Below are 11,438 nucleotides of genomic sequence, written 5' to 3'. Positions count from 1 at the left end.
CCCCGCCGGGGTGGGTGGGGGGTGGGGGGGGGGGGGGGCCCCCCGGGGCCCGGGGGGGGGGGGGGCGGGTTGCCCCCCGCGGGGGGCCGGGGGCGCCCCCCGCCCCGCGTGGGCAAGGCCGTGCGTCGGTTCCACCAAAGGACTAGGAAGATCATTTGATGAGTAGTTTTGCTGCTGTTGACGTTATTCGGGTGAAGCGGGATGGCGGTGTGCTGTCGGACGCGCAGATCGACTGGGTGGTCGACGCGTACACCCGGGGGGTTGTCGCCGACGAGCAGATGTCGGCGCTGGCGATGGCGATCCTGCTCAACGGCATGACCGGGCCGGAGATCGCTCGGTGGACCGCCGCGATGATCGCCAGTGGTGAGCGGTTGGACCTGTCGGCGGTACGCCGGCCGACGGTCGACAAGCACTCCACCGGCGGCGTCGGCGACAAGATCACTCTGCCGCTCACCCCGCTGGTGGCGGCGTGCGGCGCGGCCGTGCCGCAGCTGAGCGGCCGGGGTCTCGGGCACACCGGCGGCACGCTGGACAAGTTGGAGTCCATCCCGGGCTGGCGGGCCACGGTGAGCAACGACGAGTTCATCGCCCAGCTGGACGAGGTCGGTGCGGTGATCTGCGCGGCCGGTGCCGGGCTCGCCCCCGCCGACCGCAAGCTGTACGCGTTGCGGGACGTGACCGGCACCGTGGAGGCGATCCCGTTGATCGCCAGCTCGATCATGAGCAAGAAGATCGCCGAGGGCACCGGGGCGCTGGTTCTCGACGTCAAGGTCGGCTCAGGCGCCTTCATGAAGTCCGTCGACCAGGCCCGCGAGTTGGCGCGCACCATGGTCGAGCTGGGCGGCGCGCACGGGGTGCGGACGGTCGCCCTGCTCACCGACATGTCCACCCCGCTCGGCCTGGCGATCGGCAACGCGGTCGAGGTGACCGAGTCGGTCGAGGTGCTGGCCGGTGGGGGACCGGCCGACGTGGTGGAGCTGACCCTCGCACTGGCCCGGGAGATGCTCGACGCCGCCGGTCTGCCGGACGCCGATCCGGCCGCGGCGCTGCGCGACGGCCGGGCCATGGACTCCTGGCGGGCGATGATCCGGGCGCAGGGCGGCGATCCGGACGCGCCGATGCCGGCGGCAGCCGAGGTGGAGGTGGTCCGCGCGGAGCGGGACGGGTACGTCGCGGCCATCGACGCGTACGCCATGGGGGTTGCGGCGTGGCGGCTCGGCGCGGGCCGGGCGCGCAAGGAGGACCCGGTCAGCGTGCCGGCCGGTGTGGTCTTGCACAAGCGGCCGGGTGACGAGGTGCGGGCCGGTGATCCGCTCTACGAGCTGCGTGCCGACGACGCGACGCGGATTCCGGCCGCGCTGACCGAGGCCGCGAACGCGGTGCGGATCGCGCCGACGGCCCCGGCGGCGACGTCGTTGGTCATCGAACGCGTCGGCTGATCGATCCGGCGTCGCCCTGGCGTGGTGCCGGTCACGTGGGAGCGCTATTGTCGCAGGCCAAGGGGGGACAACCGGCCTTGCGCCGGCGCGAGCAGACAGGAAGATCCGCCGTGAGCGTTGCTGCCCCCGACCCCCGTGAGGTGCGCGAGGCGAGCCTGGACGAGCTGTCCCGGCTCGGCCTGCCGTTGCCGCCGGCCCAGTTTCCCCTCGTCTGGGAGCCGGGTGACCAGATCGACCTGCGCCCGACCGTGGAGATCGAGGCGCGGATCGCTGTGCTGCACCTGATCCTGGCCCGCTGTTTCGGGATGCCCCCGCAGGCCGCGATGAGCTGGCTGCTCGGCTCGCACCTGGTCGACATGGTCACCCCGCCGGAGTGGCAGTTCGTGATGGGCGGCAAGGGCGACCACCGGTCGTTCGTGCTGCACCACGACGCGCTCTTCGCGCTGGCCTGGGTGCTCGGGTTGAGCAAGCAGCTCGACCCGACGCTGGCCGTCGACGAGCGGCTGGTCGAGCGGCTGCCGCACATCGTCGACGGGGAGACCTTTTCGCACTGGCGCTCCCGGATCCTCACGGCGCCACAGCACCCGGCCGACGCGGCAGCCCTGCTCGACCTGCACTACTGCCTGGACTGGGCGTACCTGGAGACCGAGCGCGGCGGCCGGCGGGCACCCGGCCTGGTCGACGCGAACGCGATCGGGCAGCGGCGTTGGGCGCTGGAGTGGGCGGTGATCCTGCGCGGGCCATACCACGACGAGCCGCCTGGCTGGGAAGAGGTCGACCTCTCCACCTGAGGTCAGCGAGGTCGCAGGACGTCGAGCCGGACCGCCACCGTGACCCGGACCGGTTCGGGTAGCGCGGCCAGTCGGGTGGTGAGTGCGGCTGCGTCGGTGTGCCAGGCGCTGGGGCCCATGCCGACCACTGTGGCGACCTCTGGCCGGGTCAGCGCCAACCCGGCCCGGTGCACTGCGGAGCTGACCAGCGTGAAGTGCCCGCCCAGGCTGGCTGCCACCCGGTCGGCCTTGTCCGGGTCCACCCGCAGCAGGTCGAGGGTGTCCACCAACTCGGCGAGGTGGTCGGCGTCGGGCGTGACCACCAGCAACGTGCCGGCCGGGTCGAGCACCCGGTGGAACTCCGGGCCGTTGCGCGGGGCGAACACGTTCAGCAGCACGGCGGTCGAGGCGTCCGCGAGCGGCAGTCGCTGCCAGGTGTCGGCGAGCGCGGCGGCGGCCCGGGGATGCGCGCGGGCCGCGCGGCGCAGCGCCGGCTTGGACACGTCCAGGGCCAGACCCACGGCGTCCGGCAGCGCCGCCAGCACCTCGCCGAGGTATCGGCCGGTGCCGGCGCCGGCGTCCACCACCAGGGGGTACGCCCCGAAGTCGGGCGGTTGTACCTCTGCTGCAGCGGATTCCGGCTGCGGGGCGTCCGTGTCGCCGAGACGGCCGACGGCGTCCATCGCGGCGGCGGCGAGGGCGGCCGAGATGACGTCGTAGTGCCCGGTGGCCTGGAAGTCCGCGCGGGCCGCGACCATCCCGGGGGTGTCGCCGACGTGCGGGGATCGACCGGTGAGCAGGTTGACGTAGCCCTGGCGGGCGATGTCGAAGCTGTGCCGGCGTGGGCAGCGCAGCGTCCTCGTGTCGGTGGCCTGCTCGAGCGGCTCGCCACAGACCGGGCAGCGCAGCCGGGCGAGGATGCGGGAGTCCACGTCAGACCTCCGCGTCGTGCCGTGGCTGGGGCGCCCGTCCGCCGAGCTGGTCGACCACGCGGTGGGTGAGCGCGCCGAGGGCGTCGACCTCGGCGGGGGTGAGCAGGTCGATCAGGTGCCGGCGGACGGCGGCCACGTGACCGGGGGCGGCGGACTCGATGGCCTGCCGCCCGGCGGGGGTGAGGACGACGACGGAGCCCCGGGCGTCATCGGCGCACTCCTCACGGGTCACCAGGCCGCGCTGCTGCATCCGGGTCAGGTGGTGGGAGAGCCGGCTGCGCGACCACAGCATCCGGTCTGCCAGCTCCCGTAGGCGCAGTCGCCCCTGCGGTGTCTCGGAGAGGTCGGACAGCACGTCGTAGTCGGCCTCGGAGAGGCCGGCGTCCTGGGTCAGCTCCCGGGCCAGCTCCAGGTCGAGCAGTCGACGCATCCGGCGGTAGCCGCGCCAGGCGCGGTCCTCCCGTTCGTCCAGCCACCGGGGTGCGTCCATCCGTCGAGTCTAACGCTTTTGTTGACATGTCATCGATGTGCCCTTAAATTCGATGACATGTCAACTAATTTTCCCCAGCGGCCTGGTGCGCCGACCGCCGCCGCTGGTGACCGACTGTGGGAGCTGTTCGGTCAACGGGGGCGCGGAGTGCTGGTCACAGTGCGCCGGGACGGGCGGCCCCAGCTGTCCAACCTCGACTACCTGGCCGAGCCGGGGTTGCTCCGCTGCTCCACCACCGGCGACCGGGCGAAGGTCCGCAACCTGCGCCGCGATCCCCGCGCCAGCTTTCACGTCACCACTCCGGACGGCGGCGCGTACGCGGTCGCGGAGGGGGCCGTGAGGCTCAGCGAGCCGGCCATGGCCACCACCGACGAGACGGTCGACGAACTGGTCGAGGTCTACCGCCGGATTCGCGGTGACCACCCGGACTGGGCGGACTACCGGGCCGCCATGGTCGGCGACGGGCGGTTGGTCATCCGCCTCGACGTGCACCGGGTGTACGGCTGGCGGCCGTGACCCGGCCGGTCCCGTACCCGTCCGCCAAGGCCGCTGACTAGGGTCTGAGCATGGTCGCAACTATCCGGTACGAGGACATCGTCAAGGTCCCGAAGGCGCTGCTGCACGACCACCTCGACGGTGGGCTGAGGCCGGCGACGATCGTCGACCTGGCCGCCGAGGTGGGCCACGAACTGCCCACGACCGACCCGGAGGCGCTCGGACGCTGGTTCGCGGACGCGGCGGACTCGGGCTCCCTGGAGCGCTACCTCGAGACGTTCGCGCACACCGTGGCCGTCATGCAGACAGCGCCCGCGCTGCGTCGGGTGGCCCGCGAGTGCGCCCTGGACCTGGCCGCCGACGGCGTGGTCTACGCCGAGGTGCGTTTCGCCCCGGAGCAGCACCTGGAACGGGACCTCAGCCTGGACGAGGTGGTCGAGGCGGTGCTGGCCGGGTTCGCCGAGGGCACCGCCCAGGCGGTCGAGGCGGGCCTCACCATCCGGGTGGGCACCCTGCTCACCGCGATGCGGCACGCCGCCCGTTCGCAGGAGATCGCCGAGCTGGCCGTGCGGCACCGGGATGCCGGGGTGGTCGGCTTTGACATCGCGGGCGCCGAGGCGGGCTTTCCGCCCACCCGGCACCTGGACGCCTTCGAATACCTGCAACGGGAGAACTTCCACTTCACCATCCACGCCGGCGAGGCGTTCGGTCTGCCGTCGATCTGGCAGGCGATCCAGTGGTGCGGGGCCGACCGGCTCGGCCACGGGGTGCGGATCGTCGACGACATCGCCCCCGACGGCTCACTCGGCCGGCTGGCCGCGTACGTCCGGGACAAGCGGATCCCCCTGGAGCTGTGCCCCTCGTCGAACGTGCAGACCGGCGCGGTGGCCTCGATCGCGGACCACCCGATCGGCCTGCTGCGGGACCTGCGCTTCCGGGCCACCGTCAACACCGACAACCGGTTGATGAGCGGCACCTCGATGTCGCGGGAGATGTCGCTGCTGGTGGAGACGTTCGGCTACGGCTGGAAGGAGTTGCAGTGGTTCACCATCAACGCGATGAAGAGCGCATTCATCCCGTTCGACGAGCGGCTGCGGATCATCGATGACGTGATCAAGCCGGCGTACGCGAAGTTGCTGGCCTGAGCTCAACCATGTGGGTGGCCGGCGAGCAGCCCGGCCACCCGGCGCAGCACCTCCCGGGCCCGGGCCGCCTCCGCGCCGAGGCCCATCTGCCGGCGCAGCACGGCGGGCTCGGCCCGTAGCAGCGTCACCCCGCGCCGAATCAGCACCCGGGGCGCCTTGCGCTGCTCGGACAGGTCGCGGGCGAGTCGGCGTAGGAAGGTGGCCCCGCGCGGGCGTCGCAGCGCGTACGCCCCGGCGAGCAGGCCGCGGCGGCGGCACTCCTCGACGATCTCGGCGGCGAAGATCCCTTCGGCCACGAAAAGTGGCGATCCGGCGACATCAAATGGCCGGGTGGCCACCCGTCGATCAGCGCCGATCGCATAAACCGGCACATCGGCTCGGCCCTCACGGGCAAGTTGGGCAATGATTTCCACCGCACTGAGGGCGTCCCAGGAGTGCGGCGATTCCCAATCCACCTGGCCGTTTCGTCTCGGCAACGTAGGGTCATCGCCGTCTTTGTAGAAGTCGTCCAAGCAAAGCACCGGCAAGCCGGTTTGCTGCGCTATGTACGACTTTCCGGACCCCGATGGGCCGGCCAGTAGGACAACACGGTGCGGATGTTCCATTACCTTCAGTTACTCCGGCCAGACAGACTGCTATCAAATCGCATCAACATCTCATCACACCTTCGGTCTGGGACAACCTGGGCTTTCTTCTTGTCGACCGGCGTGATGGAATCTCGGGGGTCCGACCCGCCGGGTCGGTCGCTGGGCGTTGCCCGGGGCAACGCGTTCAAGCTGTAATCGCGAGGGCGGTGACGTGAGCAAACGGCCAAAGACGGCGGGCTCCTTCCTGTCGCGGCTGCGCCGGCCGGCCAGCCGGCTCCGGGACATGCCGATCTGGTCCAAGCTCGGTCTCATCATGATCGTGCCGACCATCGCCACGGTCGTGGTGGGCACCAGTGGTCTCATCGACCACGTGGAGACGCTCAACAATGCCAACCGAGCTGGCGACCTGGCGAATCTGTCGAGCTATTCAGGTGATCTGGTCGACACCCTCCAGGACGAGCGGACCGCCGCCGTACTGCTGCTGGGTGCGGACGGGACGCAGCCGACGGCGCAGTACCAGGAGGCCTACAACCGGGTGAACTCCCGGGTGGACCAGGCAGCGGCCCCCTACCGGCAGCAGCGGGCCGAGGTCGAGGACCTGCCGAGCAGCCTGGAAGGTCTGCTCGACAGCATCGACCAGAACCTTCAGGACCTGTCGGGCGTCCGCAGCCAGGTGTTCAACGGCAAGCTCGCGCTCACCGAGACCGTGCAGGCGTACGAGGGTCTGATCAGTGACCTGCTCGCCATCCGCGACTCGTCCACACAGCTCGCCGGTGACAACCAGCTGAGCGACCGGATGCGCGCCGCCGCGGCGGTCGCCCGGGAGAAGGAGTTCCTCGCCGCACGACGGGTCGTGGTGCACCGCGCGCTGGGTGTCAAGGGCGGTCAGCGCCTGACCCCGGCCCTGCGTCGGGACTACGTCGCCAGTGACACCGGCCAGCAGCAGGCCCTGCAGAGCTTCAAGGCCGTCGCCACCCCGGACGACGCCAAGTTCCACGACCAGACGGTCGCGGGCGGCGACCGCCGGCAGGCACAGAACTACACCGGCTGGATCGACGGCAACACCACAGGCAACATGCGCGGCGCGCCGTTCGGCCCGGACCAGTGGGAAGCCGCCATGACGGCCAACGCCAAGCTGATCCGCACCGTCGAGGTGAAGCTCGACAGCGAAGTGGTCGACCAGGCCGACACGCTCCGCTCGGACGTCCAGCGCCAGGTCTTCCTGGAGACCGGCCTGCTGCTCAGCATGCTGCTGCTGGCCATCCTCTTCGCCTACCTGGTGGCCCGCTCGATGGCCCGCTCACTGCGTGAGCTGCGGCAGGGCGCGCTCTCCGTGGCCCAGTACGGCCTGCCACAGGCGGTGGCCCGTCTGCGCGACCCGCAGGTCGTCGGGCAGCTCTCCCCGGTGCAGCTGGCCAACCAGATCGCCGAACCACTGCCGGTGCGCAGCAGGGACGAGTTCGGCCAGGTGACCGAGGCGTTCAACGCCGTCCACCTGGAAGCCGTCCGCACGGCCGCCGAGCAGGCGGCACTGCGTGCCTCCGTCGCGACCATGTTCGTCAACCTGGCCCGTCGTTCCCAGATCCTGGTCGACCGCCTCATCGGGCACCTCGACCGGCTGGAGCGCGGCGAGGAGGACCCGGACCGGCTGGCCGAGCTGTTCCAGCTCGACCACCTGGCCACCCGGATGCGCCGTAACGACGAGAACCTGCTGGTGCTCGCCGGTGCCGACTCCACCCGTGTGCAGCGTGAGCCGGCCGCTCTCATCGACGTGCTGCGCGCCGCGCAGTCCGAGGTCGAGCACTACACCCGGATCGAGTTCGGTGTCATCGACCGTGACATCGAGGTCGCCGCGCACGCGGTCAACGACCTGGTGCACCTCGTCGCGGAGCTGTTCGACAACGCCACCGCGTTCTCCCCGCCCGACTCGCAGGTCATGGTCGAGGCTCGCCGGGTCGGCGACCGCTCCTCGCTGTACGTCGAGGACCGCGGCATCGGCATCAGCGCCGACCAGTTGCACGACCTCAACGAGCGGCTCGCGACGCCGCCGCAGGTGGACGTGGCCGTGTCCCGGATGATGGGCCTGGTCGTGGTCGCCCGGCTGGCGTCCCGGCACGGTGTCCGGGTCGAGCTGCGCCCCGGCAGCGATCGCGGCACTGTCGCCGAAGTGAGCCTGCCCACCTCGGTGCTGGTGCCCCGGGCGCTCTCCGGTCGGGTGCAGCAGCCTCCGGCGCTGCCGGCGGCCGGTACTCACCAGTTCGGTGGCCCGCAGTCCGGTGCTCCCCAGTTCGGTGGTCCGCAGTCCGGTGGGCCCGCGCCGGTCTTCGGCGCGCTGCCCGCGCTGGGCAACGGTCCTCGCCCGAGCGAGTCCGGCAACCAGGTCACCCTGGGCGGTCGCCCGTTCGACCCCGCGACGCGCAACGGTGCCGGCACCCCCGCCAACGGCGGCGCGTACCGCTCGATGCCGGCCTGGTCCGACCTGACCGGCGCGGCCGGAACGAACGGCGTCCACGGCGGCGACGGGTTCACCCCCCGGTCGGCCAACGGCCACGGCATCGACCCGCTGCCGCAGCGCCGGGGCGGGGACGAGACCCCGACCACCGACCAGCAGCCGACCATTCCGCGTCAGCTGCCGAGCAGCCCCGAGGCGCACCCGTACTCGGCGCCGCCGGTCTCCGCGCAGCCCTACTCCGGTGCCCCGGTCTCCGCCTCGCCGGCCTCCGGCCAGCCGTACTCCGGGCAGCCCTACTCGGGTGCGCCGTACGGCGGCGCGCCGGTGTCCGCCGCTCCGGCCTCCGGTCAGCCGTACGCCGGTCCGCCGGTGTCCGCGTCGCCGGTCTCGGCCTCGCCGGCGTCCGGTCAGCCGTACGCGAACCAGCCGTACTCGGCGCCGCCGGCTTCCAGCCAGTCGTTCAGCGGCTTCGCGCCCCGGTCCGCCCCGCCCGCGCAGGCACCCAACGCCCCGGCGCCGCCGGCCTGGCCGCCAGTGCCGGGCAGCGACCGGGACACGGCCACCCCGCCGGTGCCCGAGCGGCTCGCCGCCGCGCTGGACATGACAACGGAGCTGCCGCGGGTGCCGCGACCCGGCGAGCAGCCGGCCGCAGCCCAGCCTCCGGCTCCTGCGCCGACCCCGGCAGCAGCGCCGGCTCCGGCTCCGCAGACTCGGCCGACGCCGCAGCAGCCGCAGGCGCAGAACCGTCAGCGGTACGCGGATGAGACGATGGAGCTGCCGATCTTCCGGGAGCTCGAGTCGGCCTGGTTCCGTACCCGTCGCCCGGGCTCCGAGGAGACCGCGGCCGGCGGTCAGCCAGCGACGAACGGCGACTCCGCGACCCAGCAGTTCGCCGCGGTCGAGGCCACCGGTCGGGCAGTCCACAAGACACCACCCGGGACGACAGGTAACACACCGATGGCAGACACTCCGACGGTCGGAGGGGCGCCGCGGGACAACGGCTCCACAGCGAACGAGGGCACCCGCCCCAGCCTCGCCGAAAGCCTGCCGAACCGCCGGCCCCAATCGCAGAGCAACGGCTGGCAGACCGCCGCCGACGACGGCTGGCGTGCTGCCTCCGCGGCGGCCGGCGCGGCGCCGGTGAGCGAGACCACCACGACCGGTCTGCCGAAGCGCAAGCCGATGGCGCAGCTGGTACCTGGTGCGGTGGAGAAGCCCACCACCTCGGTCCAGCGGCGCTCCCCGGAGGCGGTTCGTGGCCTGCTCTCCGCCTACCACCGGGGCGTGCAGCGAGGGCGTAGCACCTCGGACAACCCGACCAGCCCGGAGGCGACTCCGGGAGGGCAATCCTCGCAGTCTGGCTCAGGCCCGGTGGCCGGGAGCGGGCAGAAGGAGCAAGAAGGATGACAACTACGCAGGATCTTGGTTGGCTGCTGGCCAACTTCGCCGACCGGGTGCCCGGCGTCGCGCATGCGGTCGCCGTATCGGCGGACGGCCTACTCCTCGCGTCGTCACGGGATCTGCCGCGCGACCGGGCAGACCAGCTCGCCGCGATCTCATCGGGTCTGGTCAGCCTGACCCAGGGGGCAGCACGCTGCTTCGAGGGAGGCGCGGTGTTGCAGACCGTCGTGGAGATGGACAATGGCTTCCTGTTCCTGATGTCCATCTCCGACGGCTCGTCCTTCGCCGTGCTGGCAGCCCGCAGCTCCGACGTGGGCCAGGTTGGCTACGAGATGGCGCTGCTGGTCGACCGGGTGGGCGACGCGCTGACCCCGCAGCCGCGTGCGGCTGCGGGCATGCTGGGCTGACGTCTCGCCGATCGTGAGGTCGGCACGACTTCAACAACGACAACGACGGGTTTCACCGGTGGGAGCCGGTAACGGGTGCGAAGGAGGTGAGCGGCGAGATGGCCGATCGTGACGAACCAACCGGAGCGTTGGTCCGTCCATACGCCGTGACCCGTGGTCGCACCCGTCCCCGGCTCGACATCGCGCTGGAGGCGCTCGTCGAGACGACGGTGCGCGGCCGTACCGCTGCCAATGGCAACGGTGGTGGCCGCGAACACCAGTACATCGCCGCGCTGTGTGACGGTCGCGTGCAATCGCTCGCGGAGATCGCGGCGCGGATGCAGCTCCCACTCGGTGTGGCCCGGGTGCTCATCGCCGACATGGCGACGGACGGCCTGGTCGCGGTCCACGAGCCGACCATTTTGGACGACTCCGACGACGCGGTGGGCACTGAACTGCTGGAGAGGGTGCTGAGTGGACTTCGCAGGCTCTGACATGTCGCACCGCCCGCCGAACCCGAGCGGCCGCGTGACGTCGGCGAAGATCGTTATCGCCGGTGGATTCGGCGTCGGTAAGACGACGCTGGTCGGCTCGGTCTCGGAGATCACGCCGCTGACCACCGAGGCCATCATGACCTCCGCTGGCGTGGGCGTCGACGACACCCGGCAGGTGCCGGGCAAGACGACGACCACGGTGGCCATGGACTTCGGCCGGATCTCGATCGACCGTGACCTGATCCTGTACCTGTTCGGTACGCCGGGTCAGACCCGTTTCTGGTTCATGTGGGACGAACTGGTGCGGGGTGCGATCGGTGCGGTCGTGCTGGTGGACACTCGCCGGCTGGCCGACTGCTTCGCGGCGATCGATTTCTTCGAGCACCGACGCCTGCCGTACCTGGTGGCGATCAACTGCTTCGACGGGATGCAGTACCACGACCCGCAGGACGTCCGGGACGCCTTGGCGATCTCGAGCGACGTGCCGGTGGTGGCCTGCGACGCCCGTAACCGGGAGTCGACGAAGCACGTGCTGATCTCGCTGGTCGAGTACGTGCTGACCATGCGCCGTACGCGCGCCGTCGCCCCGGCCTGATCCGGGACGCTGCACGCCCCGGTGGTGGCTCCGGCCGCCATCGGGCGCTGCCAGCTGCCCGGGTGAGTGCCCCCGCGCTGGCTCGTCGCTCGGACGAGCCAGCGCGCCGCCGAGCCGCCTCCTGACGATCCTGGAAGCCGTCAGCCCCTTTCCGGGGCCCCGGCCACCCACCGTCCTCACGAGGCGGCTTTTGCGTGCCCGGGGTAGATCCGCCCCGCACAGGCAGAAACGCCCCCAGCCAGCCGGCTGGGG

Annotated in this window: 11 protein-coding genes; 8 read left to right on the top strand and 3 right to left on the bottom strand. The window is 71.6% G+C overall.

Annotated elements, in window-relative coordinates; all coding sequences use genetic code 11:
* Positions 1-158: 158 nt before the first annotated feature.
* Entirely contained in the window at positions 159-1,439 is a 1,281-nt protein-coding gene (locus tag ACFYPG_RS07755) for a thymidine phosphorylase (protein WP_387351010.1), read from the top strand.
* Positions 1,440-1,549: 110 nt separating this feature from the next.
* On the top strand, positions 1,550-2,230 hold the full coding sequence (locus ACFYPG_RS07750) for a DUF4272 domain-containing protein (protein WP_355009505.1): 681 nt from the start codon (positions 1,550-1,552) through the stop codon (positions 2,228-2,230).
* A gap of 2 nt (positions 2,231-2,232) precedes the next feature.
* Here ACFYPG_RS07750 and ACFYPG_RS07745 read toward each other — a convergent pair whose 3' ends face one another.
* Together ACFYPG_RS07745 and ACFYPG_RS07740 are read right to left on the bottom strand one after the other, a co-directional pair.
* Entirely contained in the window at positions 2,233-3,141 is a 909-nt protein-coding gene (locus ACFYPG_RS07745) for a putative RNA methyltransferase (protein WP_387351008.1), read from the bottom strand.
* 1 nt (position 3,142) lies between these two features.
* Positions 3,143-3,631, bottom strand: a complete 489-nt coding sequence (locus tag ACFYPG_RS07740; protein WP_357206872.1) for a MarR family transcriptional regulator — start codon at positions 3,629-3,631, stop codon at positions 3,143-3,145.
* A gap of 57 nt (positions 3,632-3,688) precedes the next feature.
* Between ACFYPG_RS07740 and ACFYPG_RS07735 the strand changes: the two genes are divergently transcribed.
* Complete coding sequence (locus tag ACFYPG_RS07735) at positions 3,689-4,147, top strand: PPOX class F420-dependent oxidoreductase (RefSeq protein WP_387351006.1); 459 nt, start codon at positions 3,689-3,691, stop codon at positions 4,145-4,147.
* 50 nt (positions 4,148-4,197) lie between these two features.
* The gene (locus tag ACFYPG_RS07730) at positions 4,198-5,271 is read left to right on the top strand and encodes an adenosine deaminase (RefSeq protein ID WP_238680481.1); all 1,074 of its coding nucleotides are present in this window, start codon (positions 4,198-4,200) and stop codon (positions 5,269-5,271) included.
* 2 nt (positions 5,272-5,273) lie between these two features.
* On the opposite strand, the gene ACFYPG_RS07725 is transcribed toward ACFYPG_RS07730, so the two are convergent.
* On the bottom strand, positions 5,274-5,567 hold the full coding sequence (locus ACFYPG_RS07725; protein ID WP_238690831.1) for a hypothetical protein: 294 nt from the start codon (positions 5,565-5,567) through the stop codon (positions 5,274-5,276).
* A gap of 502 nt (positions 5,568-6,069) precedes the next feature.
* Between ACFYPG_RS07725 and ACFYPG_RS07720 the strand changes: the two genes are divergently transcribed.
* From ACFYPG_RS07720 to ACFYPG_RS07705, 4 genes are all read left to right on the top strand, one after another.
* The gene (locus ACFYPG_RS07720) at positions 6,070-9,717 is read left to right on the top strand and encodes a nitrate- and nitrite sensing domain-containing protein (RefSeq protein WP_387351003.1); all 3,648 of its coding nucleotides are present in this window, start codon (positions 6,070-6,072) and stop codon (positions 9,715-9,717) included.
* Positions 9,714-10,118: a roadblock/LC7 domain-containing protein gene (locus tag ACFYPG_RS07715; protein ID WP_030329023.1), complete on the top strand. Its 405-nt coding sequence runs from the start codon at positions 9,714-9,716 to the stop codon at positions 10,116-10,118. Before ACFYPG_RS07720 ends, ACFYPG_RS07715 begins: the two co-directional genes overlap by 4 nt.
* Positions 10,119-10,216: 98 nt before the next feature.
* Entirely contained in the window at positions 10,217-10,591 is a 375-nt protein-coding gene (locus tag ACFYPG_RS07710) for a DUF742 domain-containing protein (protein ID WP_124820399.1), read from the top strand.
* 1 nt (position 10,592) lies between these two features.
* Entirely contained in the window at positions 10,593-11,186 is a 594-nt protein-coding gene (locus tag ACFYPG_RS07705) for an ATP/GTP-binding protein (protein ID WP_007455465.1), read from the top strand.
* The last annotated feature ends 252 nt before the right edge of the window (positions 11,187-11,438 follow it).

The organism is Micromonospora sp. NPDC005553 (assembly GCF_042871765.1).
Lineage (GTDB): Bacteria > Actinomycetota > Actinomycetes > Mycobacteriales > Micromonosporaceae > Micromonospora.
The sequence above is the reverse complement of the archived record's forward strand: the minus strand, read 5'-3'. Positions and strand labels throughout refer to the sequence as shown.

Excerpts from the sequence above, each read along its gene's own strand:
- ACFYPG_RS07755 (WP_387351010.1), top strand. The coding sequence starts at position 159 with ATGAGTAGTTTTGCTGCTGTTGACGTTATTCGGGTGAAGCGGGATGGC.
- ACFYPG_RS07740 (WP_357206872.1), bottom strand. The coding sequence starts at position 3,631 with ATGGACGCACCCCGGTGGCTGGACGAACGGGAGGACCGCGCCTGGCGC.
- ACFYPG_RS07735 (WP_387351006.1), top strand. The coding sequence starts at position 3,689 with ATGTCAACTAATTTTCCCCAGCGGCCTGGTGCGCCGACCGCCGCCGCT.
- ACFYPG_RS07730 (WP_238680481.1), top strand. The coding sequence starts at position 4,198 with ATGGTCGCAACTATCCGGTACGAGGACATCGTCAAGGTCCCGAAGGCG.
- ACFYPG_RS07715 (WP_030329023.1), top strand. The coding sequence starts at position 9,714 with ATGACAACTACGCAGGATCTTGGTTGGCTGCTGGCCAACTTCGCCGAC.
- ACFYPG_RS07710 (WP_124820399.1), top strand. The coding sequence starts at position 10,217 with ATGGCCGATCGTGACGAACCAACCGGAGCGTTGGTCCGTCCATACGCC.
- ACFYPG_RS07705 (WP_007455465.1), top strand. The coding sequence starts at position 10,593 with ATGTCGCACCGCCCGCCGAACCCGAGCGGCCGCGTGACGTCGGCGAAG.